Annotated in this window: 21 protein-coding genes; 12 read left to right on the forward strand and 9 right to left on the reverse strand. The window is 69.1% G+C overall.

All coding sequences use genetic code 11. The features are described from left to right. Nucleotide 1 precedes the first annotated feature (1 nt). From QSV35_RS05550 to QSV35_RS05585, 8 genes are all read left to right on the forward strand, one after another. Nucleotides 2-1405 (forward strand): dihydrolipoamide acetyltransferase family protein, encoded by a 1404-nt coding sequence (locus tag QSV35_RS05550; protein ID WP_286287503.1) that lies wholly within the window; start codon nt 2-4, stop codon nt 1403-1405. A 19-nt stretch (nt 1406-1424) separates the two neighbouring features. Beyond that, complete coding sequence (locus QSV35_RS05555) at nt 1425-2807, forward strand: aldehyde dehydrogenase family protein (protein ID WP_286287504.1); 1383 nt, start codon at nt 1425-1427, stop codon at nt 2805-2807. 127 nt (nt 2808-2934) lie between these two features. Then, complete coding sequence (locus QSV35_RS05560) at nt 2935-3393, forward strand: ester cyclase (RefSeq protein ID WP_286287506.1); 459 nt, start codon at nt 2935-2937, stop codon at nt 3391-3393. After that, nucleotides 3390-4118, forward strand: a complete 729-nt coding sequence (locus tag QSV35_RS05565; RefSeq protein ID WP_286287508.1) for a flavodoxin family protein — start codon at nt 3390-3392, stop codon at nt 4116-4118. Before QSV35_RS05560 ends, QSV35_RS05565 begins: the two co-directional genes overlap by 4 nt. A 20-nt stretch (nt 4119-4138) precedes the next feature. Continuing rightward, a complete protein-coding gene (locus tag QSV35_RS05570) occupies nt 4139-4900 on the forward strand; it encodes an alpha/beta fold hydrolase (RefSeq protein WP_286287510.1) in 762 nt (253 codons plus the stop codon). A 387-nt stretch (nt 4901-5287) separates the two neighbouring features. After that, entirely contained in the window at nt 5288-6133 is an 846-nt protein-coding gene (locus QSV35_RS05575) for a L,D-transpeptidase (protein ID WP_286287511.1), read from the forward strand. Nucleotides 6134-6198: 65 nt separating this feature from the next. Then, nucleotides 6199-13686, forward strand: a complete 7488-nt coding sequence (locus QSV35_RS05580; protein WP_286287513.1) for a DUF7507 domain-containing protein — start codon at nt 6199-6201, stop codon at nt 13684-13686. Nucleotides 13687-13809: 123 nt separating this feature from the next. After that, complete coding sequence (locus QSV35_RS05585; protein ID WP_286287514.1) at nt 13810-14187, forward strand: VOC family protein; 378 nt, start codon at nt 13810-13812, stop codon at nt 14185-14187. A 122-nt stretch (nt 14188-14309) separates the two neighbouring features. Here the strand turns inward: QSV35_RS05585 and QSV35_RS05590 are convergent, their stop codons facing one another. The 5 genes from QSV35_RS05590 to QSV35_RS05610 all read right to left on the reverse strand — a co-directional run bounded on the left by QSV35_RS05590 (nt 14310) and on the right by QSV35_RS05610 (nt 18157). Beyond that, on the reverse strand, nt 14310-15773 hold the full coding sequence (locus QSV35_RS05590) for a DUF1254 domain-containing protein (protein WP_286287515.1): 1464 nt from the start codon (nt 15771-15773) through the stop codon (nt 14310-14312). Between the two features lie 109 nt (nt 15774-15882). After that, nucleotides 15883-16032, reverse strand: a complete 150-nt coding sequence (locus tag QSV35_RS05595; protein ID WP_286287516.1) for a hypothetical protein — start codon at nt 16030-16032, stop codon at nt 15883-15885. 2 nt (nt 16033-16034) lie between these two features. Continuing rightward, complete coding sequence (locus QSV35_RS05600; protein WP_286287517.1) at nt 16035-16478, reverse strand: DUF6325 family protein; 444 nt, start codon at nt 16476-16478, stop codon at nt 16035-16037. Between the two features lie 111 nt (nt 16479-16589). Next, entirely contained in the window at nt 16590-17129 is a 540-nt protein-coding gene (locus tag QSV35_RS05605) for a dihydrofolate reductase family protein (RefSeq protein WP_286287518.1), read from the reverse strand. Then, nucleotides 17126-18157: a zinc-dependent alcohol dehydrogenase family protein gene (locus QSV35_RS05610; RefSeq protein ID WP_286287520.1), complete on the reverse strand. Its 1032-nt coding sequence runs from the start codon at nt 18155-18157 to the stop codon at nt 17126-17128. Before QSV35_RS05610 ends, QSV35_RS05605 begins: the two co-directional genes overlap by 4 nt. 162 nt (nt 18158-18319) lie before the next feature. Here QSV35_RS05610 and QSV35_RS05615 point away from each other — a divergent pair, with 162 nt between their 5' ends. Further along, nucleotides 18320-19672: a hypothetical protein gene (locus QSV35_RS05615; protein WP_286287522.1), complete on the forward strand. Its 1353-nt coding sequence runs from the start codon at nt 18320-18322 to the stop codon at nt 19670-19672. A gap of 25 nt (nt 19673-19697) precedes the next feature. Here QSV35_RS05615 and QSV35_RS05620 read toward each other — a convergent pair whose 3' ends face one another. Both QSV35_RS05620 and lgt read right to left on the reverse strand, forming a co-directional pair. Further along, nucleotides 19698-20261 (reverse strand): TetR/AcrR family transcriptional regulator, encoded by a 564-nt coding sequence (locus QSV35_RS05620; RefSeq protein ID WP_286287524.1) that lies wholly within the window; start codon nt 20259-20261, stop codon nt 19698-19700. Between the two features lie 60 nt (nt 20262-20321). Then, the gene (gene lgt, locus QSV35_RS05625; protein WP_286287525.1) at nt 20322-21224 is read right to left on the reverse strand and encodes a prolipoprotein diacylglyceryl transferase; all 903 of its coding nucleotides are present in this window, start codon (nt 21222-21224) and stop codon (nt 20322-20324) included. Between the two features lie 148 nt (nt 21225-21372). Here lgt and QSV35_RS05630 point away from each other — a divergent pair, with 148 nt between their 5' ends. From QSV35_RS05630 to QSV35_RS05640, 3 genes are all read left to right on the forward strand, one after another. Continuing rightward, on the forward strand, nt 21373-22530 hold the full coding sequence (locus QSV35_RS05630; RefSeq protein WP_286287527.1) for an acyl-CoA dehydrogenase family protein: 1158 nt from the start codon (nt 21373-21375) through the stop codon (nt 22528-22530). A gap of 86 nt (nt 22531-22616) precedes the next feature. Further along, nucleotides 22617-24200 (forward strand): amino acid permease, encoded by a 1584-nt coding sequence (locus QSV35_RS05635; protein WP_419956814.1) that lies wholly within the window; start codon nt 22617-22619, stop codon nt 24198-24200. 66 nt (nt 24201-24266) lie between these two features. Continuing rightward, nucleotides 24267-25292 carry an ion transporter gene (locus QSV35_RS05640; RefSeq protein WP_286287529.1) on the forward strand — a complete coding sequence of 342 codons (1026 nt, stop codon included), beginning with the start codon at nt 24267-24269 and terminating at the stop codon, nt 25290-25292. Nucleotides 25293-25355: 63 nt separating this feature from the next. Here the strand turns inward: QSV35_RS05640 and deoD are convergent, their stop codons facing one another. Further along, on the reverse strand, nt 25356-26063 hold the full coding sequence (gene deoD / locus QSV35_RS05645) for a purine-nucleoside phosphorylase (protein WP_286287531.1): 708 nt from the start codon (nt 26061-26063) through the stop codon (nt 25356-25358). A 23-nt stretch (nt 26064-26086) separates the two neighbouring features. Then, nucleotides 26087-26803 carry a FadR/GntR family transcriptional regulator gene (locus QSV35_RS05650; protein ID WP_286287532.1) on the reverse strand — a complete coding sequence of 239 codons (717 nt, stop codon included), beginning with the start codon at nt 26801-26803 and terminating at the stop codon, nt 26087-26089. Nucleotides 26804-26903: the final 100 nt, after the last annotated feature.

Below are 26903 nucleotides of genomic sequence, written 5' to 3' on the forward strand. Positions count from 1 at the left end.
CATGGCCGAGATCATCCGGATGCCGGAGGTCATGGCCGGGGCGACCGAGGCCGCCATCCAGACCTGGCTCGTCCAGCCCGGCGCGTCCGTCGCCGTCGCGCAGACGATCGCCGAGATCGAGACCGAGAAGGCGATCGTCGAGTTCCCCGCCGAGTTCGCCGGGACCGTCGGCCGCCTGCTCGTCCCCGAGGGCGACAGCGTCACCGTCGGCGACCCCATCCTCGTCCTCCTCGCCGAGGGCGAGGAGGAGGGCGCGGTGGATGCCGCACTCGCCGCGGCGGGCGGCCTCGCATCCTCCGCCGCCGCCTCAGTACCGGCGGCCCCAGCGCCGCCCGCTGCGACGACGGAAGCGACGGTTCCCCAGGCCGTCGCGGACACACCGTCGACGCAGCCCGCGGGTGACGTCGCATCCGTCGCGACGGCACCCGCGGTTCCCCCGGCGCCCGCGCCCGTCCCGCATCCCGGTGACCGGCTGTTCGCGAGCCCGCTCGTCCGACGGCTCGCGGCGCAGAACGGGGTCGCGCTCGCCGACGTTCCGGGCACCGGCCCGAACGGGAGGGTCGTGCGTCGCGATCTGGAGCGGCACCTCGAGGCGGCGGCATCCGTGCCCGCGCCGGCCGGGCCCGCGCCGGTCGTGCCCGCGCCGGTCGTGCCCGCGCCGCCCGTGCCTGCGCCTCCGGCGCCGGAGGCCATCGTCGCCGCGACGACCGGTCCGGCGGCAGCCGAGTACGAGGACATCCCGCTCGACCGGATGCGCCGCGCGATCGCGCGGCGTCTCACCGAGAGCAAATCCACGGTGCCGCACTTCTATCTCGTCGCGGACTGCCGCGTCGACGAGCTGCTCGCGCTGCGCGCGCGGGTGAACGAGAGCGCACCGCGGAAGATCTCGGTCAACGACTTCACCCTGAAAGCCGTCGCGGCCGCGCTCGTCGACGTACCCGAGGCCAACGCGATCTGGAACGGCGACAGCATCCGCCGCTTCGCGTCGGTCGACCTCGCTGTCGCGGTCGCGACCGACGGCGGGCTGACGACCCCGGTGCTCCGCGGCGTCGAGCGGATGCCCCTCTCGGTCGTCAGTGCCACGATCGCGGAACTCGCAGAACGCGCCCGCGCAGGCCGGCTCAAGCAGCACGAGCTCGAAGGCGGCAGCTTCTCGGTGTCGAACCTCGGCATGTACGGGACGACGCAGTTCAGTGCGATCCTCAATCCGCCGCAGTCCGGGATCCTCGCCGTCGGTGCGGCGCAGCGGCGTCCGGTCGTCGGCGCGGACGGACAGCTGGACGTCGGAACCGTCATGACCGTGACCCTCTCCGCCGACCACCGGGTGCTCGACGGCGCCCTCGCCGGCGAGTGGCTCGCCGCGTTCCAGCGCCGCATCGAGAACCCGCTCAGCATCCTCATCTGAACCCGCAAAGGACAACGACATGGCCGCCATCCGCAGCATCAACCCCGCCACCGGCGAGCAGCTCGCCGTCTTCGAAGAGGACGACGACACCGTCGTCGAGGCCAAGCTCGCCGCCGCCGCGGCCGCCGTGCCGCAGCTCGCCGCCGCGGGGTGGGAGCAGCGTGCGGCCTGGATGAATGCGGCGGCCGCACTCCTCGAATCCGAGGTGCACACGGTCGCCGCCATGATCACCGCGGAGATGGGCAAGCCGCTCGCCCAGTCGCGCGCAGAGGTCGGGAAGTCCGCGCACGCGATGCGGTTCTACGCGGAGAACGCGCGGAGCTTCCTCGATGGTCGCGAGCTGGCGGATCCGTCCGAGGTGAGCGCCTCCGCGGCGCGCACGCGCTACGACCCCCTCGGAGTCGTGCTCGCCGTGATGCCGTGGAACTACCCGATCTGGCAGGTCGTGCGGTTCGCGGCGCCCGCGCTGATGGCGGGCAACGCGGGAGTCCTCAAGCACGCGTCGAACGTGCCGCAGTCGGCGGTCTACCTCGGCGAGCTGTTCGAGCGGGCCGGGTTCCCGGACGGGTCGTTCGCGACGCTCCTCATCGGATCGGCGCGGGTCGCCGACGTCATCCGCGACCGCCGCGTGGCCGCGGTCACGCTCACCGGCTCCGAAGGTGCGGGCCGTTCCATCGCCGCGACCGCGGGCGACGTGCTGAAGAAGGCCGTGCTGGAGCTCGGCGGATCCGATCCCTTCATCGTCATGCCGTCCGCCGATCTCGACGCGGCGGTCGAGGTGGCTGTGCGCGCCCGAACGACGAACAACGGCCAGGCGTGCATCAACGCCAAGCGGTTCATCGTGCACGCCGACGTCTACGACGCCTTCGCGGCGAAGTTCGCGGAACAGATGCGCCGGCTCGTGATCGGCGACCCCGCCGAGCCGCACACCGAAGTCGGACCGCTCGCCACGGAAGGCGGTCGCCGCGACATCGAGGAGCTGGTGGAAGACGCGCGCGACAAGGGCGCCGAGATCCTCACCGGTGGGGCACGCCCAGACCGCGATGGAGGCTGGTTCTACGAGCCGACCGTGGTCGCGGGGCTCACCCGCGACATGAGGCTGTGGTCGGAGGAGGCCTTCGGGCCCGTGGCATCCCTCTATCGCGCGGCGTCACTCGATGAAGCGCTCGCCATCGCGAACGGCACGGAGTTCGGACTCGGGTCGGCGTTCTGGAGCGCCGACCAGGCGGAGATCGACCGCGCGGTGCGGGAGATCGAGGCGGGTGCCGTCTTCGTGAACGGCATGACGATCTCGTACCCCGAGCTGCCGTTCGGCGGAATCAAGCGGTCCGGCTACGGCCGGGAGCTCTCGGTGGAGGGCATCCGCGAGTTCACGAACCTCAAGACCGTCTGGATCGGCTGACGGTATCGCCCGTGCCTGGATCCCGGCGCCCGTCTGTGCTCGATCTGTAAGACCTGCGGACGCGCCGCGGTGGGACACTTGCCTCGTGCTGGGGATGTGATCGGCCGAGTACGAGGGGACAGAGGCCATGGCTGGTGGCGACATGGATGCCGGCGACGTCGATGCGCGGGCGGCGACGCGCCGGTTCATCGATCTGGCGTGGAGTGCAGGTCGGTACGAAGAGGCGCGTCCGCTGCTCGACCCGGATTTCGTGAACCACACGCCCGTGAACGCGAACGAGTCGCGCGATGAGTTCCTCACGCGCATCGCCGCGTTCCGGGCGGCGTTCCCGGATCTGACGATGTCGGTGGACGACATGCTCGTCGACGGCCAGCACGTCGTTACGCGATGGTCCGCGACGGGAACCCATCAGGGCGCGTTCCGCGGGATCGAGCCGACCGGCGCCCACGTCCGGTTCACGGGCATCGCGATCGACCGCGTCGTCGCGGGCCGCCGCGTCGAGGGGTGGGCGCAGCTGGACATGGCCGGGCTGCTGGCGCAGCTCGAGTCGGCGAAGATCAGCGAGACGAACGGAGTCGGATCATGACGGAGGAGGCGCCTCCGGCGACCTACGACGACCTGCGGGCCGTGTACATCAACTGCACGCTCAAGCGGAGCCCGGAGCTCAGCCACACGCAAGGCCTCATGGACCGCAGCATCGCGCTGATGCGGTCGCAGGGGGTCGACGTCGAGAACGTCCGGTTCATCGATCACGACGTCGCGACCGGGGTCTATCCGGACATGCGCGAGCACGGATGGGCGACGGATGCGTGGCCGGACGAGATCTGGCCGTCCATCGCCGCCGCCGACATCCTCGTCGTCGGGGGTCCGCTGTGGCTCGGGGACAACGCATCCATCACCCGCAAGCTCATCGAGCGGCTGTATTCGATGAGCGGCCTCTACAACGACAAGGGCCAGTACGTCTATTACGGCAAGGTCGGCGGGGCGGTCATCACCGGCAACGAGGACGGCGTGAAGCACGCCGCGATGTCGATCCTGTACAGCCTGCAGCACATCGGGTTCACGATCCCGCCGGCCGCGGATGCGGGGTGGATCGGCGCGATCGGTCCTGGCCCCAGTTACCTCGATCCCGGCTCGGGCGGCCCGGAGAGCGACTTCACGAACCGCAACACGACGTTCATGACGTGGAACCTGCTGCACACGGCACGGCGGTTGAAGGATGCCGGCGGCATCCCCGCCTACGGGAATCTGCGGCAGGCCTGGAACGACGGCGAGCGCTGGGGCTACGACGCGAACCCCGAGTACCGCTGAGAGGAAGAGGGGATGACGCCATGGACAGACGTCGGGTGATCCTGCTGCCGGGCAGCGTGCTGCCGGCAGCTCCTGCATACGGAGCGCTGATCGCCGCTCTCGGCGACGATGTCGATGCCGTCGCGAAGGACCTCGAGGTGTACGCCGGCCCCGTCCCGCCAGCGGACTACAGCCTCGACACCGAGGTGGACGGCGTACTGCGCACCGCGGACGAGAGCGGCTGGGAGACGTTCCATCTCGTCGGCTATTCCGGCGGGGGTGCGTCCGCGCTCGCGTTCACCGCGAAGCATCCTGAACGCCTCGAGAGCCTCGCTCTTCTCGAGCCCGCGTGGGCGGGGGACTGGGGATGGAGCCCCGCCCACCGCGCGCTGTGGGCGCGGTATCGGGAGCTCGACGGGCTTCCGCCGGACCAGTTCATGGACGCGTTCGTGCGCCTCGGCGTGCGCCCCGGAGTGACCGCGGGGCTGCCGGTGAGGACCGGAGAGCAGCCGCCGTGGATGGCGCTGCGGCCGGCCGGCATCCGTGCCTTCCTGGCCACGTTCGAGACCTACGACCTCGACCGCGATGCCCTGGTCCGCTTCACCCGCCCTGTCTACTTCGCGCTCGGCGGCCTCTCGAATCCGGATGATTACGGCGAGATCGCGGAGCGCCTCGCCACCGTCTTCCCGGACTTCCGGCTCGAGGTGTTCGCCGACCGGCACCACTTCGACCCGCCCCATCGGGTCGAGCCGGACCGCGTCGCCGCCTCCCTCCGGGACCTCTGGGATCGCGCCGCCGCCTGACACCTCCCTTCAGGCCTGAGGCGTGGGCCGCGACGGTTCCGGCGGCGATGGCACCGTCTCGCGCGCCCTGGACTCCGTGCGCCCGTATCGTCGCGGCACTCCGAGCCTGGGGATTCTCCACCCGCTCGATGATCTGACCGCGAAGCTGCCGGTCGATGGGCCGTCGAACAGCGGATGGAGCCTTCAGCGTGCCCGGCGGCCTCGATCCGCGATCGCAGGATTTCACCGAATGTGGGTGATACGCCGACCCGTGCGTCATCTCTAACCTGAGCGGAGCCACAACAAACCGAAGAGAAACCCATGGGAGAGACACAGCCGGAGTCAGCCCCCCAGCCGCCCACACGGCGGCGTAGCGCCGAGACACGCTCACGGCGCCGCCTGGCGTGGGTGACCGTCGCGGTCGCAGCAGTGCTCGTGCTCGCCGGCGGGGCGGTGGCGATCTCCGTCGCCGGTCGGTCGGGTGACGTCGCGTCCGCGAGGGACAGGCTCGTCGCACCCGCCGCTGTCGAGCCGGCGGCGGCGGACCCCGCGAACCTCGAGTCACTGCCCGAAGCACGCTACGACGCAGTGATCGGCGGGCTGATCCCGTACACCGCAGGCGCGGACGGGGTCCGGGTGCGCTACACGATTGCGCGCACCATCGCCCTGTATGGGGTCGACCACAAGACGGCCGTCGCGAAGCTCGCCGCATCCGACTTCTCCGGCCAGCCCACCACGGTCGTCGTCGTGGCGGACCGCAAGAACGGATGGTCGCTCATCCTGACGCCGGCGCGTGTGAGCCTGCCGTCGAAGACCGGCGGCAATGCTGCCGCTCAGTCGGCCGCCTGGGTGCGGTCCGCAGTACTCACCAAGGCGGAGGCGCTTCCCGACCGGGTCCTGATCAGCGCAGGCGATCAGAAGCTCCGCATCGTCACCGACGGGAAGACCGTCGCCGAGTATGCGGTCGGTGTCGGCACGCCCGAGACCCCGACCCCGACGAACGTGACGGGGTATCTGCAGCAGCGTTACCTCGACGCGGCGCAGAACGAGACGAAGTACCCGATCCAGCTGACCTCGCTGCATTCGTCCGCCGCCGACGAGCCGTATGGCGGGAGCGACGGCGGTCTGATCGGCATCCACTACAACGCGACGAACTCCGGCGCCGTCTCCCACGGCTGCATCCGCCTCACCGCCGCGGCGATCCAGGCAGTCAACGCCCTGCCTCTGGGCACCCCGATCACCATCACTCCGTAGCCGATCGAAACGCCGCGCCGCACATGTGCAGATGAGCGGACGACGCACACCGAAAGGACCACTTCATGAGCACCCAGATCCGCCGTACCGCGGTCATGGCACGCATGAAGGAGCGACGCAGTCTCCTGGCGGCCACCGCCGTCGCCGTCGTGACGGCGCTCGTGATGACCCTCGGCGGTCAGGCGGCACATGCGGCGAGTGGACAGCTGGTGCTCGAGCAGCTCCCGATGGACAACGCCTGCCAGGGGCTCGCGAAGACGGGCACGCCACCGTTCGACGCGACCGACGGGCCGGGGCTGGACTCGGGCTCAAGCAACTGCATCGTCCGGGTCAACGACTCCGTCTTCCAGAACTACTCGGTGTCGCTGACGGGTCTGGATGCCGGCCAGTCCGCGAAGAATGTCGTCCTCGAGTTCACGATCCACCCGACGAACGGGGCGAAGATCAAGCTGACCGGCCCCCTGGGCGGCGGGATGCCGGACGGATGCCTGAGCGGTGCCGGGATCACGCCGGCGTCCTCCCAGACGACGAACCCCGATGGGTCTGTCACGGTCGTCTGCAACCAGGGCACGATGTCGTCGAACGTGGCTGTGGTGCAGCTCGTCTACGCGTTCGCCGGTGACACGCCCATCCCCGCGACGGCGCAGGTGACCGCGAAGGCGTACACGGCTGACCCGCTGATCTCGCCGGCGCCGGAGGTCACGGGGCCGGTGGTCACGGTGACGGGCACTGCGGCGTGGGAGATCAAGAAGACGCAGCGCACCGACGCGCCATGGAACGCCCCGTACCGCGTGAACCGTGCCGACGGCACGTGGATCCGGATGGTGTACTGGCTCGACCTCACCAACCAGAAGGCGACGAGCGGTGGCTCCGATCTGCAGTGGCCCGCGACGTTCAACGACCGGCTCGCCGCATTCCCGAACGCGATCATCGAGGCGTGCTACGTCTTGGACCTGGGGACCGTCAACGGCGCGAGCGGGTGGACGACGTCGTGCCCGACGAACCAGGTCCAGGGCCCGAAGGGCTGGCCGCTGTCGCTCTCCCGTCAGGCGTCCGGCAGCACAGCCGGGGTGCGGCTCCAGGTCAACGTGCTGATCCCGCAGGCGGATTTCTACCACCAGCTGAACCCGTCATGGCAGCAGGGTGACCTGCCGCCGTCGGGCACGGTGAACTGGCAGAACGCTCTCACGGATACCGACGGCTGGCACCTCATCGGCGGGCAGCTGAACAATCCGACCGGAACCCCGCAGCCCGCACCCGGATTCGAGCCCGGGTGGGATGGCACGACCGCGTCCGGCGACAACGTCGTGACCAGCTCGATGACGCTGACCGAGCCGCAGTGGGATCTCGCGAAGACCACGGTGGGTTCCGCCTATCAGGAGCGCGACACGGACTTCAACCCGGCGACCCCGCCGGTGCGCGGCTTCCTCGTGACATATCGCCTGGGGATCACCGAGTCGAACGGCACGATCCTCACGGACCCGCTCAACTCCATGCACTTCACCGACGTTCTCAGCGACGTGGGCGGGTTCACGAAGGGTGCGATCCTCACCAGCTGTGGCGACACGACCGGGGCACACAACGCCGGGACCCTGACCTGTGGAGCGACGTCGAACGGGCAGACGGCGATGACCTACACGGCGAAGCCGAACCAGAACGACTGGTACATGTCCGGCAGGTTCGCCGTCGAAAGCCCCCAGCCACTGAAGAACAGCAGCTTCGACGTGCAGTTCTTCATCCCGGTGTCGGAGCTCCCTCCGCTGTGCACGAGCCCGCTGGACAAGACCTACAACTTCACGAACGAGGCGCGCGACACCGAAGGCTGGACCGCCGGCGGCTGGCCGATCAACCGCACGGGACTCGAGCCGGGGTGGGACCCGGTGACGGGGGCTCCGGCGACAGGCAACAACATCACCACCGCGTCCATCCGCTTCAACACGGCGACGCAGAACTGCGGCACGCTGACCGGCGACAAGCAGTACGAGGGGATCGCGGGCGGCCTGGGCGCATGGAACCAGTTCAGCCCCGGTGACGTCGTCAACTCGCACGTGTGGACGACCGCGACCGCAGAGCCCGTGACGGTCGGCGCCCCGAACCTCGGCCTGTGCGACGTGTTCGACGTCTCGGTGTGGCGGCCCGTCGGCGATCCGCTCGTCCCTGTCACCAACACCGGCACGAACCCGCATCTGCAGCAGAACCCGGTCAATCAGCCGGGCAACGCGATCGTCACCAATCCGAACTTCGATCTGAACAACTACGTCATCGAATACGCGGTGGGCACGAACTCCGTGAACACCCAGACCGGGACGGGCAACGGCCTGAACGCGGCGATCAACACCACCGAGGCGGCGGGCTGCCGTGACAACCCGGGCCCCTGGTCGGCGGACCCGGCGACCGCCTTCGGGTCGAACTGGCGCGACCAGGTCAATATGGTGCGCGTCCGGCCGAAGGACCCGACCCGGGTCGAGGCGGGCCCGTTCACCCTGGGCCTGTACGTGCCGCTCCAGGCGCGCTGGCAGTACAACGGCGGGCCCAACGCCGGACAGACGATCCCGGTGGGCATCCAGTTCAACAACGTCGGGGCGTTCCCGCAGTACGACGCCAACCGCAACATCCAGTGGGTGACCCAGGCGCGGCAGGTCAGCCCGCCGCACCCGACGTCCGGGGCGAAGGACTACACGTACGGCACCGACCCGTGGGGCGCCGGTCTCTGGGCGGACGGGTCTACGTTCGCACCGGGCACGCAGCTGTACTCGCGCGTGACGTTCAACGCGGACAGCCCTCACCTGCCCAACACCGCGCGTGCAGGCTCGCAATGGGGCGTGCAGACGGCCGGCGGGCAGGGTGCGGACACCCGCGGCTTCCCGGTCACGGATCCGATGGTCTGCGACACGTGGGACGTGTCGACGCTGAAGTTGTCCCGGGTCAGCATCGCCGTCGAGAGCAACCTGAAGGTCCCGTCCGACTACGTCATCGAGTACGGCGTGGGATCCAACACCGTCAACACCCAGGCCGGCGCCAAGACCGGCGGGTACTTCCCCGTGGACTCCACCGCGCAGACCGTTGACGCGGCCGCGTGCCGCAACAGCTCGTATCAGTGGACCACCGACCCGACGACGCTCGGGGCGAACTGGCAGGACAAGGTCAACATGGTGCGGATGCGCCCGAAGACCACGGGCTACGTCGAGTACGCCGGATTCGAGATGACGATCGGCGTTCCGCTGACGGTGCGCAGCGTCTACAACGGCGGTCCGAACGCGGGGGAGAAGATCCTCACCGGTGTGCGGATCACGAACAGCGGATCGTGGCCGCAGAACGACACCTCGCGCGCGCTGTCGACTGTGACGAAGCAGGTCCTGTACACGGGCATGCTCGTGGCGGTGGCGAAGTCCGCACAGCAGCCGACCTGGCTCCCAGGTTCCGACGCGAAGTGGACCATCCAGTTCGGCATCAACAAGGGGCAGGTCGGGGCTCTCATGGAGCGGCCTCAGGTGGTCGACACGATCCCCTCGGGGCTGTCGTACAACGACGCCTGCACGAAGCAGACGCTCCCCGCAGGCTCCACCACGTCCTACAACCCCGTGTCACGGCAGCTGGTCATCACGCTTCCGGACATCACCGTCGCGCAGACCGACTACTGGGTATACAGCTTCTCGCTCTGCACCACGATCCCGACGACGGCGCAGCCTGGCACGTCGTACATCAACACGGTGTCAGCGAGCTCGCTGAGCTCTGAGAACAACCCCACGGCGCAGGCGACGACCAGCGCGTCGGGATCGGGTCAGCTGGGTATCGACAAGTCCGTCGACAAGCCGCTGATCGAGTCTGGAGAGACATACAACTGGCGGATCGAATGGGTCAACACCTCCCGCCAGGTCGAGTTCGCCGCTCCCGACGTCATCGACGTGCTGCCGTGGAACGGTGACGCGGCGCCGGGTGCGCTCTCGAAGCGCGACCAGTACGCCTCGAACTACAACGGCACGTCGGAGCTGACCGGAGCGCTTCCGGCCCCGACGTACACGCAGGGCAAGAGCGGCGTGGTGCCGGGCACCTGGTACTACGCGACAGCGCCGTATGCGACGATCGACCCCAACCCGAAATCCGCGAGCAACGCCAACCCGGCGGATCCCGGCGGCCTGTGGTTGACCGAGGCCGAGATCACCGATTTCTCGACGGTGACCGCGATCCGATTCGTCTCGGGTGAGACCCTCGCGGTGACGACGCGGGTGGCTGCGACCGTCCCGATGGTCGCGAAGAAGGCGAAGCTCGGCAACCTGTACGTCAACCGGGCGATGATCTACTCCGGTACGGTCGCGAATCAGCAGCTCCTGTCGACGGAGCCGACCGTGCTGGTGCCCGGATTCTCGCTCGGCGATCTGGTGTGGCTGGACAAGAACCTCGACGGTCGGCAGCAGCCGGGGGAGCCTGGGATCGCCGGGGTGAAGATCGAGCTGCTCGACGATTCGGGCGCCGTGGTTGCGACCACCACGACCGATGCGAACGGTCGCTGGCATCAGGACAACCTCCCGGCGGGCACCTACAAGGTGCGCATCCCCGCATCCGAGTTCCAGGCCGGTGGTCCGTTGGCGTCCGTGATCCCGTCGCCCTCGCGCAACGGCGATGCGGCCGGGGCGAACGAGAACGTCTCGAACAACAACACGCCCACGATCATGCCGAGCCTGACGGGCCTGACGAGTTCGCCGATCACGCTGGCGTATCAGCGTGACGCCTCGAACCGGCTCGTCGGCGGCACCGGCACCGGCCACGATGTCGCGGGATTCACCCCCGCGAACCTGCCTGAGTCGTTCACCGACTACACGATCGACCTCGCCATGGCTCCTGTCAGCGGGATCGCGATCAAGAAGTACACGAACGGGCAAGATGCCGACACCGGCACAGGCCCCAACGTGACCGTGGGCAGCCCGGTGAAGTGGACGTACGTCGTCACCAACACCGGCGGCACGGATCTCACGAGCGTCACCGTCACGGATGACAAGGTCGACGCCTCGCAGATCGACTGCGGGACGGGGAGCAACGTCGTCGCGGGGCCCGTGTCGCCCGGTGCGAGCTTCACCTGCATCGCCACCGGCACCGCGGCCGTCGGGCAGTACGCGAACACGGGGACGGTGTCAGGCACCGAACCGCAGAAGTACATGCTGGACGGCACCCCGTTCGCTCCGACGTTCGTCACGGCCACGGACCCGTCGCACTACTTCGGAGTCCAGCCAGCCGTCACCATCAAGAAGGCGACCAACGGACAGGATGCCGACACGGGAACGGGGCCGCTCGTGAATGAGGGCGCTGCCATCCGGTGGACCTATGTCGTGAAGAACGCCGGCAACGTGCCGCTGACGGATGTCACCGTCACCGACGACAAGGTCGACGCCTCTCAGATCGACTGCGGAACGGGGAGCAACGTCGTCGTGGGGCCGCTCGCGCCCGGTGCGACGTTCACGTGCACCGCGAACGGGACGGCGACCGTCGGCCAGTACGCGAACGTGGGCACGGTGGTGGGCACGGCCCCCACGACGACCGACGTCGACGGGAACACCGTCCCCGGCGCGACGGTCACCGACGAGGATCCGTCGCACTACCTCGGCATCCGGCCGCAGGTGAGCATCGTGAAGTCGACGAACGGTCAGGACGCCGACGAGGCGCCGGGGCCGCTCGTCGCGAAGGGCGGCGATGTCCGCTGGACGTATGTCGTCACCAACACCGGCGACGTGCCGCTCACGAACGTGACGGTCACCGACGACAAGGTGGCGGCCGCGGACATCGACTGCCTCAACACGGGGTCGAACATCGTCGCCGGCCCTCTTGCGCCGGGGGAGACCTTCACCTGCACCGCGACCGGCACGGCGATGCTCGGCCAGTACGCCAACCTCGGGACTGTTACAGGCACAGGTCCCGAGACGACCGACGTGAATGGGGGCACGGTCCCCGGCAAGAAGGTCACCGCAGAGAACCCGTCGCATTACGTCGGAATCGAGCCGTCGGTCGGCATCAAGAAGTACACGAACGGGCAGGACGCGGACACGGGCACCGGCCCTGACGTGACCGTCGGCGGTGACGTGCGCTGGACGTACGTCGTCACCAACACCGGCAACGCTCCGCTGACGAACGTGACCGTCACCGATGACAAGGTGGATGCCGCGTCGATCGACTGCTCGGGGACCGGCTCGAACGTCATCGCAGGGCCGCTCACGCCCGGGGCGAGCTTCACATGCGCCGCCGACGGCACCGCGACGCTCGGGCAGTACGCCAACACGGGCAGCGTCACCGGCACCGGGCCTGAGACCACGGACGTCGATGGGAACTCGGTCCCGGGCGCCACGGTGCAGAACGAGGATCCGTCGCACTACTTCGGCATCCAGCCCCAGGTCACCATCAAGAAGGCGACCAACGGTCAGGACGCCGACACCGGCACCGGCCCGATCGTGAACGTCGGCAGCGATGTGCGATGGACGTACGTCGTGAAGAACACCGGCAACGTGCCGCTGACGGATGTCACGGTCACCGACGACAAGGTGGCTGCCTCCGACATCGTCTGTGAGGGCGTCGCCGGCAACATCGTCGCGAATCTCGCCGCCGGCGACTCGGTCACCTGCACCGCCACCGGCAAGGCGACCGTCGGCCAGTACGCGAATATGGGAACCGTCGTGGGCACGGGGCCGACGACCACAGACGTCGACGGGAACACGGTTCCCGGCTCGACCGTCACCTCTGAGGACCCGTCGCACTACTTCGGCATCCAGCCGAAGGTGAGCATCGTGAAGTCGACGAACGGTGAGGACGCGAACGAGGCGCCCGGTCCGCTCGTCGCCGTCGGCGGAGACATCACGTGGACCTACGTCGTCACGAACACCGGCACGGTCCCGCTGACCGATGTCACGGTCACGGACGACAAGGTCAAGGCATCCGAGATCGACTGTGACGAGACGGGATCGAACGTCATCCCGGGGCCGCTCGAACCCGGCGCGAGCTTCACGTGCACCGCGACCGGGACCGCGACCGCGGGGCAGTACGCCAACATGGGCACGGTCACCGGCATCGGACCGGAGACGACCGACGTCGACGGCAAGACGTTGCCCGGAGCGAAGGTGACGGCGGAGGACCCGTCGCACTACTTCGGCGTCATCCAGACCGTAGACATCGTGAAGTCGACCACGACGACCACTGTGACCCATGTCGGCCAGCAGGTCCCGTACACGTTCACGGTGACCAACACCGGCAACGTCCCGCTTGAAGACGTCACGGTGACGGACAGCGTCGCAGCGCCGAGCAGCCCGGCGGACCTGTCGGCGATCACGTGCGCGAAGCTCACCGAACCGAACGCGGCATGCAGCGGAACCAGCGTCACCCTGGCGCCCGGGCAGACCGCGGTGTTCACCGCGATCTACACGGCGACGCAGGCGGATCTGAACTTCGGGTCCGTCGCCGACACCGCGACCGCCAAGGGGAACGGCCCCCTCGGGACCACCGTCCAGACCCGGAAGCCGTCGACGGTGACCGTCCCCGCGAAGGAGGCGCACATGCCCGTGGTCTCCGGCTGAATGAGAACCGGGTTCTCCGCCACGAGACGTGAAGTTCGTCGCGCGGCACTCGGATGTCGATCGAGCGGCGCGTCATTCGTCATACCGACGAGCCCCATGACGGGCGCGACGAAGGAGACGAGCATGAGCACCGACACCCACATCACAGGCGTCCGCACGGTCAGCATCCCGGTGGACGACCAGGATGCGGCCCTGGCCTTCTATACCGGGCGCCTCGGCTTCAGCGTGCTGCGCGATGCGCCCACCCCGAACGGCGGACGCTGGATCGAGCTCGAGCCGGTCGCGGGCGGCGTGATCCTCACGCTCGAACCCGCGCGTCCCGATGTCACGCGCGGGGCGATCGGCATCCGGTTCTGGAGTGACGACATCGACGCGACGCGCGCCGAGCTCGACGGACGCGGGGTGGATGTCGACGAGATGCTGGCGTGGCCCGGCATCCCGAAGATGTTCGCGTTCCGGGATCCCGACGGCAACGCGTTCTCGGTCACAGCGAGGAGCTGATACGACGTCGGGCCCCCCCCCCGGGGGGGCGGGGCCACCCGCAAGCAAAACACCGACAAGTATCCGGGCGTACAACACCCCGAGGACGGCCCGCCTCCCGGTGGAGGCGGGCCGACGACGAGTCATCCCTCTTCGATGTCTCCGGGCTTCCAGCTCCCGTCGAACCAGCTCTCGAGCGGCCCGTACAGGCGGAGGAGCACGAACCAGCCCTTGCCGGCGACGGTCTGCACCCAGTTCGTGGCGAGGGTCGCAGGCTCCGTCGGGCCGAAGACGATGTCGACCGAGCCGTCGTCGTTGTAGACGAGGGCGTCGCGCTTGCTGTTGCGGCTGGGCAGCGGCTGGCCGGTCTGCAGCTCCGACCGCGTCTGCGGGTCGTACGCGACGACCGACCAGAAGTCCGCGGCCGGCGCGTCCGCGGGCAGCCGCAGGCGGTACGTCTTGCCGCCGTCCAGCGGCTCCTCGTTCGCGTCGACGGTGGCGAGCGCGTACTGCGATCCGCGGCCCACCATCTTCAGCGCCATGGCCGGGGTGTTCACCGTCGCCATATAGAAGAACGTGGTGCGGCCGTCCTGGAAGCGTCCACCACGGCCGCCGTCGCGCAGGAATCGGTAGTCGCCCCCGGGGAAGGGGTTCACCCAGCGCCGGTCGTCGTACAGGTAGAAGGCCCGCTCGCGCGAGCGGAAGCTCATCGCGCGCGCCGTGCCGTTGCCGACGGCCGCCGCGTCCGTGAGGATCTTCCGCATCCGGTCGTCCGGCGCGAAGGGCACATCCTTCGTGATGCCGATCGAGGCGAGGAGCCCCCGTGTCTCGGGGTCGATGACGTCGATCGGCTCCTTGGCGAGGACGTCGGCGACCTCCTCGTAGAACCTCGCATCGTTCGCGTGGACGGTGTTCACCTCGGCGCCCGACACGGACGTCCATTCCATCGCCGGGGGATTCTCGCGGGCGGAGAGCGGGTAGATCTTGACGCCGTCCTCGAAGAGCCGGACGGCGGCATCGGGCTTGCCGTCGACGAGGAACCCGCGCAGGATGACGAGGTTCGTGGCGCTCGGCGACTCGGCGATGAACCATCCGTCGGGGCGTTCGCCGTCGTAGCCGGGCGGGACGATGAGGTACGTGCCGCCCTGGCCCCGGTCAGGCCCCGGCGCGCCCAGGTCCACGACGAACCGGAACCACGCGTCATCCACGGTCCCGGGGCCGGAGCCCGGCGGAACCTCGATGACGGTCGGGCCGTCGCGTTCGATGTCGAGCACGGCGATCGCGTACACCGTATCGGTGTTGCCCGTGAGGAACAGCGGGTTCGAATCGAGCAGCCTGTCGGTGATCGCCCCCTTGTGCGCGGCATCGCCGGCGACCTCGACCACGCCGCGCCGCATCGCCTCCAGCGACGCGGCCGGGACGCAGTTCAGGAACACCTCCACGCCGCGCAGGAAGTCGAGGTGGTCGTACAGCTGCTCGGTCGTCTCCTTCGTCGGGACACCGTCGGCGAAGCGCAGCTCGCCGATCCGGGTCTCCACGACGTCGGGCGTCGTGATCTTGGTCGGGATCGGTGTGTTGTATCCGGGCTTCACGTCGTCGCTGCTCATGTCGTCTTCCTCCCAGTCTCCCCGGGTGCATCCCGGATGATCGTCCGATGATGCGAATGACCGCACCCCCGGATGCTCCGGTGGTGCGGTCTTCGCCGTTCGCCGTGGCTCAGCGGCGGTCGCGACGGTCCTCGCGACGGTCCTGACGACGGTCGACGCCGTTCGAGACCACCTTGGCCGTGCCGACGACCGCAGCCGTGCGTGCGACGGGGGCGCCGATCATTCCGACGCGTCCGACGCGTCCGATTCCCATGGGCATCGTCATTCTCCTTCGTTGGTCATGGATGCGATGAGGGCCTGCGTCGGGATGCGGCCCGAGGCGACGAGCTGGCCGCCGTTGCGCCGCACGGCGACGGCGAAGGGCGCCGCCCACGTGTTCTCCCACACGAGGACCGCTGCGCTGCTGCCCGGCTCCATCGCGACGGCGATGTCGAGCAGGTCCTGCTCGGCGAGCACCTCGGCGAGCGTCGCCTCGATGATGCCGAGGTCGCCGAGCTCCTCGAGGTCCTCGATCTCGGTGACGTCGATCGAGCCGTCCTCGCCCTTGTGCACGAACATCAGGTCGAGGACGCGCACGGTGCCCTCCGAGACCAGTGCGGCGAGCTCTGCGAGCGCCTCGCCCGTCAGCTGGGTCTGCCCTGCGGGCAGTTCGACCACGATGTAGTCGATCGGGCCGAGCTCCTCATCAGCGCTGGCATCGGTCATGTCTACTCCCTCCGTGCGGAGTGCACGCCGTCCGTCACTCCCCTGCACACCATCGAAGCGGCGGGGACGCGGAGGAGCGTCATGCGAATCGCGTGAACCGGTCCGAATTCGCTAGCCCGCAACCTGGTAGTCGACCATGAGACATCCGCTCGGCGACAGCTCGCTGCGAAGGGGATCGAGCCGGATGGGAGACAGCCCGTCGAGGAGCCGGGAGCCGCCGCCGACGACGTGCGGCCCGATCACGAGTCGCAGTTCGTCAACGAGGCCCGCGGCGAGCAGGGCGCGCGCCACCGAGATGCTGGCGTGCACGCCGATGTCCCCGCCGGGCTGCTCCTTCAGTCGCGTCACCGTCTCGACGAGATCGCCGGAAGTCTCGGCGTTCGCCCATTCGACATCGAGCGGCGTCGAGGTCACGACGTGCTTTGCGACGCCGTTGATGAAGTCCGCGAACGGCTGGATGGAGCTCGTCGGCCAGAACCGCGCCCATTCGTCGTAGCTGCGCCGGCCGAGGATGACGGCATCCTGGGCCGCGATGACGCCGGCGAGGTTGGCATCCAGGGCCTCGTCCCAGTCCGTGATGAACCGGTCCGGATCCTCGGCGACGCCGTCGAGGGACAGCAGCTCGTAGACGACGACCTTGCGCATGTTCATGCCGACTCCGTCTCCAGCAGCACCTTGATGGCGCGGCGCTCGTCCATCGCCCGGTAGCCCTCGGCCGCATCCTCCAGCGGGAGGGTGAGGTCGAACACCGCACCCGGGTCGATCTCGTCGTTCATGATGAGCTCGACGAGCTCGGGAAGGAAGCGCCGCACGGGTGCCGGCCCGCCGTGCAGGTGCTGGCCTGCGAAGAAGAGCTCTCGCCCGGGGAGGGCGACGTCGTGCGAGACGCCGACGTAGCCGATGTGCCCGCCGGCCCGCGTGGAGCGGATCGCCTGCATCATCGACTCCTGCGTGCCGACCGCCTCGATGACCGAGTGGGCGCCGAGTCCGCCCGTCAGCTCCTTGATCCGCGCGACGCCCTCGTCGCCGCGTTCTTCGACGATGTCGGTGGCGCCGAAGCGGAGCGCGAGCGCCTGGCGGTCGGCGTGCCGGCTCATGGCGATGATCCGCTCCGCGCCGAGCCGCTGGGCGGCGAGGATCCCGAGGAGTCCCACCGCTCCGTCGCCGACGACCGCGACCGTCTTCCCGGGTCCCGCCTCCGCGGCGACCGCGGCGAACCACCCCGTCCCGAGGACGTCGGATGCCGCGAGGAGCCCGCGCACCTGGTGCGGCGTGGGCTGTCGCGATGTCGCTACGAGCGTCCCATCGGCGAGCGGCACGCGCACGCGCTCCGCCTGCGTGCCGATCGCGCCCATCGAGACGCGGTGGATGCAGTGCGACTGGTAGCCGGCCCGGCAGATCTCGCACGTGTCGTCCGAGGCGATGAACGACCCGACGACGAAGTCGCCCACCGTGATGCTCTTCACGTCGGCGCCCACCTGTTCGACGACGCCGACGTACTCGTGCCCCATCGGAGCGGGTGCGCGGAGCGTGTCGGTGCCGCGGTAGGGCCACAGGTCGGATCCGCAGATGCAGGCGGCGGTGACGCGGATGACGGCATCCGTCGGCTCTTCGATGACAGGATCGGCGCGCTCCTCGACGCGGACGTCTCCCGGTGCGTACATGATCACTCCGCGCATGCGTGTGTCCCTTCGGTTCTCGTGCGGCCCACGCCCCGGGCGAGCCGCCCCTCAAGTAGACACCGGATGAGGGTGCCGGAGACAGGCCCTGCGAGAACCCGTCCCAGGCGTCCTTTGCGGACTGTCAGCCCGTGCGTAGGACCGGCGCATACCTTGTTGCGCATGACGGCGTTCACGGGGGCGTCGGTGTCTGGGCTGTCCGGCCCTGAGTCGTTCGCGGGCGAAAGCCGGGCGGACGAGGGCCGTGACATCCCGTGGCCGCTGCTTATCGCGTGGGGACTGGCGCTCGCGGTGCTCGCGTGGCTGCGCCTCGCGCCGTCCGCGCGGGACACGCTGTGGGCGGAGGACGGCACGTTGTTCCTGCAGTCCGCGGCCGGCCACGCGCAGTGGACGACGCTGTTCGCGCCCTACGCCGGCTACCTGCATCTGGTGCCGCGGCTCGAGGCGATCACGACCGTCGACCTCGTCCCGGTGCAGTGGTGGGCGCTGTCGATGACGGCGCTCAGCTGCGCGGTGGCGGGCCTCGTGGCCGTCGTCGTGTTCGTGGCATCCCGCGACCTGCTACCCGGGATCGCCCCGCGCCTGGTCGTCTCCGGACTCACGGTGCTGACGCCGCTCCTGCCACGCGAAGTGCTCGGCAACGCCGCCAACGTGCACACCCTGCTGTTCTGGGGCGTCTTCTGGGTGCTCCTCGCCGCCCCGCGCACCCGCGCCGGCCGCATCGGGTATGCACTCTTCGTTCTGGTGTCCGCCCTCACCGAGATCCAGACCGTCTTCCTGCTGCCGCTGCTCCTCTGGAACCGGCGCGATCGCCGCACGTGGCCGATCAAGCTCGCGCTCGTCGTCGGAGTCGCCGGGCAGTTCCTCGCAGAGCTCCTCGCGCCGCGCGGTGCCGGCCAACCGGTCACGGTGGGCATCCCGTCGCTCATCGACGGATGGTTCATCAACGGGATCCTCACGTCATGGGTGCCGATCCCTGTACTCGGCAACATCCTCGCGGCGTCGATGCCCGTCATCCTGATCCTCGCCCTCGTACCGATGGCGGCCGTCGCCGTCACGACGTTCTTCGGCACCGCGGCGCACCGCGCGCTCGCCTGGATCCTCGCCGGATACTCGGTCCTCATCTGGTGCGCCGGCGTGATCGTCGACCCGGCGCCCTGGTACCAGTACGCGACGTTCACGCAGGCCGAGCTGACCCATGTGTGGCTCAGTCGATACGGCGTCATCCCCGCGATGATGCTGCTCGCCGAACTGCCGCTGGCGGCGGTCGCACTGGTTCGGTCGCGGTCGCGCCCGCGCCGGGTCGCGGCATCCGTCCTCATCGCGGCGGTGGTGCTGACCGTGTTCGTGCAGGCGCCCGAGAACCTCAGCCGTCGCGACTACGGTCCGGCCTGGGGACCGCAGATCGCCGCGGCCGAGCAGAAGTGCGATCGCCCGACGGTGACGTCGGTCGAGATCGGGGAGACGCTCGGCTGGTCGACGCGCGTCCCGTGCTCGTTCTTCGCCGGGGAGTGAGGCACAGCCGCCAGCAAGGCGGCCGTCAGGAGACGGGGAGCCGGGCGGCCTGCTCGACGAGGTGGGTCGCGACCGTGTCGAACGGATGGATGCTGCGCTCCGCACGCGCGAGCACGACGGCGCCCTCGGCGGCCGCGACCGAGATCGTGGCGAAGGAGGACGCCTCCTCGGCGGGCACGCCGGCCTGGCCCAGCATCCGCGCCAGCTGCTCGGTCGAGGCGCGGAAGACCGCGCGTGCGCGGCCGATCAGCTCCTCGGCGTCGGTCGAGACGGTGACCGCGAGGACGGGGCATCCCGCCGTCATCTCCGAGTTGACGAGCGTGTGCCGCCAGATCTGCAGGAAGCCGCCGATGACGCGCTCCGGAGAGGACCCGGCGAACTGCTCCGTCCACGCGGTGTAGCGCTCGCCGGTCAGGTCGATCGCGGCGGCGATGAGCTGATCCTTGCCCTGCGGGAAGTGGTGGTAGATCGAGCCGCGCGGCGCTCCGGTGACCTCGAGGACGTCGGAGAACGACGTGCCGGTCAGCCCGTTCGTCGCCAGCAGGTCCATGGCGCCGAGAACCATCAGGTCGCGCGTGTCGCGGGCCACGGCATCCTCCATCCGCTCGATATGAGGGACATCATATTGGCGCGGATGCGCGCTTCCGCGTCAGGCGGCCGCTTTCGTCTCCGTGTCCGCGTCCGCGTCCTTCTTCTTCAGCACGGCGCGGGAGTCGGGCCGGGTGAACGGCGACGGCTCGGCCCCGGGATGACGGCGCGACTGGACGATCAGCAGGACGAGACCGATGGCGACCGCGCCGAAGGACGCCCACACGTTCGCGGGGATGCCGAGGAAGCTGTCGCTCGACGGGTCGATGCGGATCGACTCGAGGAAGCTCCGCCCGGCGCCGTACCAGATGAGGTACAGCGCGAGCATGCGGCCCCACTGCAGCGTGAAGCGCCGCTCGAGCAGCAGCAGCACGACGAAGCCGAGCATGTTCCAGATGATCTCGTAGAGGAACAGCGGGTGGAACAGCGTCCCCGGAGCGAGTCCCGGCGGGAACTTCGGGTTCGTGGCCTCGATCTGCAGGCCCCACGGCAGCGTCGTCGGCAGCCCGAACAGCTCGTGGTTGAAGTAGTTGCCGAGCCGGCCGAGCGACTGGGCGACGAGGAGGGCGGGGGCCAGCGCGTCCGCGAACGTCCAGAAGCGCACGCCCGCGCGGCGGCAGGCGATCCAGATGCCGATCGCGCCGCCGATGAGCGACCCGTACAGGGCGTTGCCGCCGTCCCAGATCGCGAAGACGTCCCACAGGTTCTTGCCGGGGCCGAAGTAGTCGCCGACGTGCGTGAACACGTGGTAGAACCGGGCGAAGATGATCCCGAGCGGCACCGCCCACAGCGCCGCGTCGATCGCGAAGCCCGGGTCGACGCCGCGCCGGGCCAGGCGGCGGCCGGTGATCCACACGGCGGCGACGATCCCCGCGATGATGCACAGCGCATACGTGTGGATCGTGAGCGGACCGATCTGGAACTGGGCCCATTCCGGCGGGGGACTCGGGATGCTGGTCTTCATAGGGAGCTCTCCGGCTGCTGTGTCGGACGGTTCAGCCTATGGCGGATCGCTCTGGACGCGCTGAGAGCCGCCCGACGTATCACGACCTCGCGTGGGATACTCCTCGCAATCGTCAGGCAGTGAGGCCTGACCACGAAGGGATGCGCGCATGCGACGCGACGTGTACGGACCCGAGCACGAGGCCTTCCGGCAGACGATGCGCGAGTTCATCGCGCGAGAGGTCACCCCCTCCTATCCCGAGTGGGAGCGCGCAGGCAGAGTGCCGCGGTCGCTGTATCTCGGCATGGGGGAGCTGGGCGTCTTCGGGATCGATGTGCCGGAGGTCTACGGCGGGGCGGGCGAGTTCAGCCCGCCGTACGCGCTCGTCATCGAGGAGGAGTCCTGTCGCGCGGGCGTGATCCTCGGGGCGTGGAGCACCCACACGCACCTGGTTCTGCCCTATCTCAAGGCGTTCGCGACACCCGAGCAGATGCACCGATGGATGCCGGGGTTCATGAGCGGCGAGATGATGACGGCGCTCGCGATGACGGAGCCAGGGACGGGATCGGATGTCGCCGGCATCCGCACGAGCGCGAGGCTGTCCGAGGACGGCACCCACTACGTCGTCAACGGGGCGAAGACGTTCATCACCGGCGGGGTGCAGGCCGACCGCATCCTCACCGTCTGCCGGACGTCGCCGGCGACGGAGGGCGACCGCCGCGGCGGGCTCACGCTGCTGTTCATCGACACGACGTCGGAGGGCTTCTCGGTCTCCCGCGCCCTCGACAAGCTCGGCCAGCATGCGAGCGACACCGGCGAGCTGTCATTCGTCGATGTGAAGGTCCCCGTGGGCGACCGGGTCGGCGAGGAGGGGAAGGCGTTCGGCTACCTGGCGATCAATCTCGTCCAGGAGCGGCTCGGCTGCGCCGCCGGCGCGTATGCCCAGGCCGCCGCCGCCATCGGGTTCGCGCTCGAGTACACGCGGTCGCGTCAGGCGTTCGGGCAGCCGATCGCGTCGTTCCAGAACACGAAGTTCGAGCTGGCGGCGTGCTCGGCGGAGGTCGAGGCGCTGCAGGCGATGCTGGACCGCGCGACGAGGCTGTTCGAGACGGGAGAGCTGGATGCGGCGGATGCGGCGCGCCTCAAGCTCTTCGCGACGGAGGTGGCCGGGCGAGTGGTCGACCGGTGTCTGCAGCTGCACGGCGGCTACGGATACATGAACGAGTACCCCATCGCGCGGCTGTACGCCGACACGCGCGTGACGCGGATCTACGCCGGGTCGAACGAGATCATGAAGACCATCATCGCCAAGTCGATGGGGCTGTAGCGCCGCACACCCCTTGCGCAACCGTCTCCGCATTCACTAGACCGGGGGAGCAGGGTCGCGCGCCCGCGGGCCCCTGAGGAGGCGCCATGAGTGCGACCGAGCAGCATCCCCACGACCCGGAGCAGGAGCTCGAGAACAGCAGGGAACTCGTCGGCGACGTCATGCTGGCGGCCCAGGACTTCTCCAGCGAAGAGGAGGGCTACCACAAGACCCTGCGGCCGCGGCAGATCCAGATGATCGCGATCGGGGGCGCGATCGGAACGGGCCTGTTCCTCGGCGCCGGCGGACGTCTGGCCAGCTCGGGGCCGTCGCTCATCCTCGTCTACGCCGTGTGCGGGTTCTTCGCGTTCCTCATCCTGCGGGCGCTCGGGGAGCTCGTCCTCCACCGTCCGTCGTCGGGGTCGTTCGTCTCCTACGCGCGCGAGTTCTACGGCGAGAAGATGGCGTACACGGCGGGGTGGCTCTACTTCCTGAACTGGGCGTTCACGTCGATCGTGGATGTCACGGCGGTGGCCCTCTACGTGAAGTTCTGGGCGCCGTACGTGCCGTTCCTGCAGACGGTGCCGCAGTGGGCGATCGCCCTCGTCGCGCTCATCATCGTGCTGAGCCTCAACCTCGTCTCGGTGAAGGTGTTCGGCGAGATGGAGTTCTGGTTCGCCATGATCAAGGTGGCGGCGCTCATCGCCTTCCTCATCATCGGCATCATCTTCCTCGTCTTCGTGGGGCACACGGATGTCGGCCCCACCGGGATCACCGTCATCACGAGCAACGGCGGCATGTTCCCGATGGGCGCGTTCGCGCCGCTGCTGGCCATCAGCGGGGTCGTGTTCGCCTACGCGGCGATCGAGCTCGTGGGCACGGCGGCGGGGGAGACGGCGGAGCCGAGGAAGATCATGCCGCGGGCCGTGAACACCGTCGTGATCCGCATCGCGGTCTTCTACGTCGGCTCGATCCTGCTCCTGTCGCTCCTGCTCCCGTACAACACCTACTCGGCCGACGAGTCGCCGTTCGTGACGTTCTTCTCCCACATCGGGTCGCCGCAGGCCGGGGAGGTGTCTGCATCCATCATGAACTTCGTCGTGCTGACCGCGGCGCTCTCGAGCCTGAACGCGGGCCTGTATTCCACCGGCCGCATCCTGCGCTCGATGGCGGTCAACGGATCGGCACCGCTGTTCACGATGCGGATGAGCAAGCACGGCGTGCCGTACGGCGGCATCCTGCTGACGTCCTGCATCACGCTGCTCGGCGTCGGGCTGAACGCGATCGTGCCGCAGGAGGCGTTCGAGATCGTGCTGAACGTGTCGGCGCTCGGGATCATCGGCGGCTGGGGGACGATCATCCTCTGCCAGATGAAGCTCCACCGCTGGGCACGCGACGGTCGGATCGAGAGGCCGTCCTTCCGGCTGTTCGGCGCGCCGTTCACCGCATGGCTGACGCTCGCGTTCCTGGCGTTCGTGCTGGTGACGATGGCGTTCACACCGACGGGGCGCTGGGTGCTGGCATCGCTCGTCATCATCATCCCGCTGTTGATCATCGGCTGGTTCTCGTTCCGCAAGCGCATCGAGGCCGCCGCCGCGGCCCGCGAGGGGCATACCGGCACCTTCCCGGTCGTGGCCGAGCGGCCCTCGATCGACGACCCGCCGAGGATCTTCCGCAAGCACGACGACTGATTCCGGCCGGCCATGCCGGAAAATGGTCCCGCGTCCGCACGGCGGATCGTCGGAACCGGAGGAGTCATGGCCAGAACACGCGCCCCCAAGCCGCCCCGCAGCGAGCTGAAGAACATCTCGTACGAGATCTTCATCGGGCTGCTGTCGATCATGTCGATCGTCAACATCGCGCTCGAGTGGCTCGTGAAGGATCAGGAGCTGCAGGGGATCCTGTTCGTGATGAACGGGCTGTTCAGCATCATCTTCCTGATCGACTTCACGTACCGGATCTGCACGGCGCCGTCGGCCGCGGGCTACTTCTTCCGCGGATTCGGCTGGGCGGACCTCCTCGCGAGCCTGCCGTTCGCCGAGCTCAAGATCCTGCGTCTGTTCCGCGTGCTGCGGGTGCTCCGGCTCATGCGCGAGCTCGGTCCGCGCACGATCTTCCACCGGGTGATCAGCGACCGGGCGAACAGCGCCCTGATGACCCTGCTCCTCATGGGAGTCATCGTGATGCAGTACGGCAGCCTCATGATCCTCAAGGTCGAGGAGTACGCGGAGGGCGCCAATATCGTCAATGCGTCCGACGCGCTCTGGTACACGATCGTCACGATCTCGACCGTCGGCTACGGCGACCAGTACCCCGTGACGAATACGGGACGCATGATCGGCACGATCATCATCATCGTCGGCGTCGGCATCTTCGGAACGTTCACCGGTTACCTCGCCAATCTGTTCCTCGGCCCCGGCAAGGGGGAGCCTGCTCCCGCGGCTCAGGATGCGGATGCGGATGCCGACGGCACGGTCTCCGTCACTGCGGAGGCGACTTCGCCCGAGAAGACGGAAGCGAAGCATCGCCACAAGAGGAAGAAGGGCCTCGTCGACGGGTCGCGCGAGGGCATCGCGCAGGCGGCATCGAGCGGTGTCGCCGCGGGCGGGGTCTCGGGCGCGGTCAAGAGCGGGGCGACCGCCGAGCCCGCGGACGGTGCATCGCCGGGGGATGTCGCAGTCGAGTCTGCTTCCTCTGTCGACACCGCCCGGCTCGAGCAGCTGCTGGAGGAGTCCGAGTCCAGGATCGTCGAGATCCGGCGGATGCTGGCCGACGCCCGATAGAGACGTCGGGGCCAGCGCGGATGGTCCGAACCGTGCCGGCCGCGTCGGAACGGCGGTCCTGACTCAGCTCAGGGCCGCCGCGATGGCGATGGAGGCGGCATCCTTCACCCGCAGCTCTCGTTCCTCGGACGACATCTCCTCGTCACGGTAGATGTGGTCGCTGACGGTCAGCACCGTGAGGGCTTCGCCGCCCTCCGCCGCTGCCACGCCGTAGAGGGCGGCGGTCTCCATGTCGACCGCGAGCGTGCCGTGGTCGCGGAGGCCGTCCACGGTCTCCTGGCCCATCAGGTAGAAGTGGTCGCCCGAGAAGACCGGACCGACATGCGCCGGGATGTCGAGGGCCTCGGCCGCGCCGACGGCGGCGCGCACGAGCCGGAAGGAGGCTGCCGGAGCGAACCGGACGCCGGGGATGCGCTTGTCGTTGATCGCCGAATCCGTGTGCGCGGCGCTCGCGATGACGATGTCGCCGACGTTCAGCGCGTCGGCGTAGGCGCCGCACGTCCCGACGCGCACGATGCGCTCGACGCCGAAGAAGCGGAACAGCTCCGTCGCATACAGGGTCATCGAGGGCATCCCCATCCCCGACCCCATCACCGAGATCGGCCGGCCCTGCACCGTCCCGGTGTACGCCCACATGTTGCGGACCTCGTTGATCTGGCGGGCGTCGTCGAACAGCGTCTCAGCGATGCGGCGAGCGCGTCGCGGGTCGCCGGGCATGAGGACAGCGGGAGCGAAGTCGCCGGGGGCGGCCTCGATGTGGGGAGTGGGCATTCGTCCGCCTTTCGTCGATGGGTTCAGTCGTCGCGGAGCATCTGGACCGCGGCATCCGCCTCGGTGACGATCTCGGCCATGGCGCGCTCCGCGCCCGCCGCGTCGCCCGCCGTGATCCGCGCGGCGACCTCCTGATGCAGGCGGAGCGCCTCGGGATTCGCCTCCGCAGGCATGAGCGAGTGGCGCGTGCGGCCGCGCAGCACCTCGCCGACGACGTCCGCGAGACCCGCGAGCAGCGGGTTGCCGGACGACTCGAGCACGCAGCGGTGGAACGCGGTGTCGTGGGCGAGATAGGCGTCCTGGTCGGCCTCGCGGGAGGTCTCCACCATCCCCATGACCGATCCGACGAGCGCGGCGCGCAGCGCGGGGGAGGCGTTGTCGGCGGCGAGCCGGGCGGCGAGCGGCTCGACGGCCGAGCGCAGCTGGCTGAGGGCGTGCAGAAACTCGAGGCGGTCCGGCGCGGCGAGCCTCCAGCGGATGACCTGGGGCGCGTAGGGATTCCACCGCGCCGACGGAAGCACCTCGAGTCCTGCCTTGCGGCGGACCTCGAGGAGTCCCATCGACTCGAGGACGCGCACGACCTCGCGGACCGCGGAGCGCGAGGCGCCGAACCGGTCGGCGATGTCGGCGGACAGGATGCGGCTGCCCGGCGCGAGGCGCCCCGCCACGATGTCCTCGCCCAGCGTGTCGAGGATGTGCTCGTGGAGCGCCGAGGGCGTCGCCGACCCGGTTTCCGTCATGCCTCGATTATGGCCCGCGTGCGTTCGGTTCGAGGGAGGAGATGGCGGGCGTGTTAAGGCTCTGTTTGCATTAAGTCCTACTTATTCGTATTCTGGCGTC

The sequence above is a fragment of the Microbacterium candidum genome, assembly GCF_030315975.1.
Lineage (GTDB): Bacteria > Actinomycetota > Actinomycetes > Actinomycetales > Microbacteriaceae > Microbacterium > Microbacterium candidum.

Excerpts from the sequence above, each read along its gene's own strand:
- QSV35_RS05610 (WP_286287520.1), bottom strand. The coding sequence starts at position 18,157 with ATGCGCGGAGTGATCATGTACGCACCGGGAGACGTCCGCGTCGAGGAG.
- QSV35_RS05650 (WP_286287532.1), bottom strand. The coding sequence starts at position 26,803 with ATGACGGAAACCGGGTCGGCGACGCCCTCGGCGCTCCACGAGCACATC.
- QSV35_RS05555 (WP_286287504.1), top strand. The coding sequence starts at position 1,425 with ATGGCCGCCATCCGCAGCATCAACCCCGCCACCGGCGAGCAGCTCGCC.
- QSV35_RS05605 (WP_286287518.1), bottom strand. The coding sequence starts at position 17,129 with ATGAACATGCGCAAGGTCGTCGTCTACGAGCTGCTGTCCCTCGACGGC.
- QSV35_RS05640 (WP_286287529.1), top strand. The coding sequence starts at position 24,267 with ATGGCCAGAACACGCGCCCCCAAGCCGCCCCGCAGCGAGCTGAAGAAC.
- QSV35_RS05560 (WP_286287506.1), top strand. The coding sequence starts at position 2,935 with ATGGCTGGTGGCGACATGGATGCCGGCGACGTCGATGCGCGGGCGGCG.
- QSV35_RS05590 (WP_286287515.1), bottom strand. The coding sequence starts at position 15,773 with ATGAGCAGCGACGACGTGAAGCCCGGATACAACACACCGATCCCGACC.
- QSV35_RS05600 (WP_286287517.1), bottom strand. The coding sequence starts at position 16,478 with ATGACCGATGCCAGCGCTGATGAGGAGCTCGGCCCGATCGACTACATC.
- QSV35_RS05595 (WP_286287516.1), bottom strand. The coding sequence starts at position 16,032 with ATGCCCATGGGAATCGGACGCGTCGGACGCGTCGGAATGATCGGCGCC.
- QSV35_RS05585 (WP_286287514.1), top strand. The coding sequence starts at position 13,810 with ATGAGCACCGACACCCACATCACAGGCGTCCGCACGGTCAGCATCCCG.
- QSV35_RS05570 (WP_286287510.1), top strand. The coding sequence starts at position 4,139 with ATGGACAGACGTCGGGTGATCCTGCTGCCGGGCAGCGTGCTGCCGGCA.
- QSV35_RS05565 (WP_286287508.1), top strand. The coding sequence starts at position 3,390 with ATGACGGAGGAGGCGCCTCCGGCGACCTACGACGACCTGCGGGCCGTG.
- QSV35_RS05635 (WP_419956814.1), top strand. The coding sequence starts at position 22,617 with ATGAGTGCGACCGAGCAGCATCCCCACGACCCGGAGCAGGAGCTCGAG.
- QSV35_RS05615 (WP_286287522.1), top strand. The coding sequence starts at position 18,320 with ATGACGGCGTTCACGGGGGCGTCGGTGTCTGGGCTGTCCGGCCCTGAG.
- QSV35_RS05580 (WP_286287513.1), top strand. The coding sequence starts at position 6,199 with ATGAGCACCCAGATCCGCCGTACCGCGGTCATGGCACGCATGAAGGAG.
- lgt (WP_286287525.1), bottom strand. The coding sequence starts at position 21,224 with ATGAAGACCAGCATCCCGAGTCCCCCGCCGGAATGGGCCCAGTTCCAG.
- QSV35_RS05550 (WP_286287503.1), top strand. The coding sequence starts at position 2 with ATGGCCGAGATCATCCGGATGCCGGAGGTCATGGCCGGGGCGACCGAG.
- deoD (WP_286287531.1), bottom strand. The coding sequence starts at position 26,063 with ATGCCCACTCCCCACATCGAGGCCGCCCCCGGCGACTTCGCTCCCGCT.
- QSV35_RS05630 (WP_286287527.1), top strand. The coding sequence starts at position 21,373 with ATGCGACGCGACGTGTACGGACCCGAGCACGAGGCCTTCCGGCAGACG.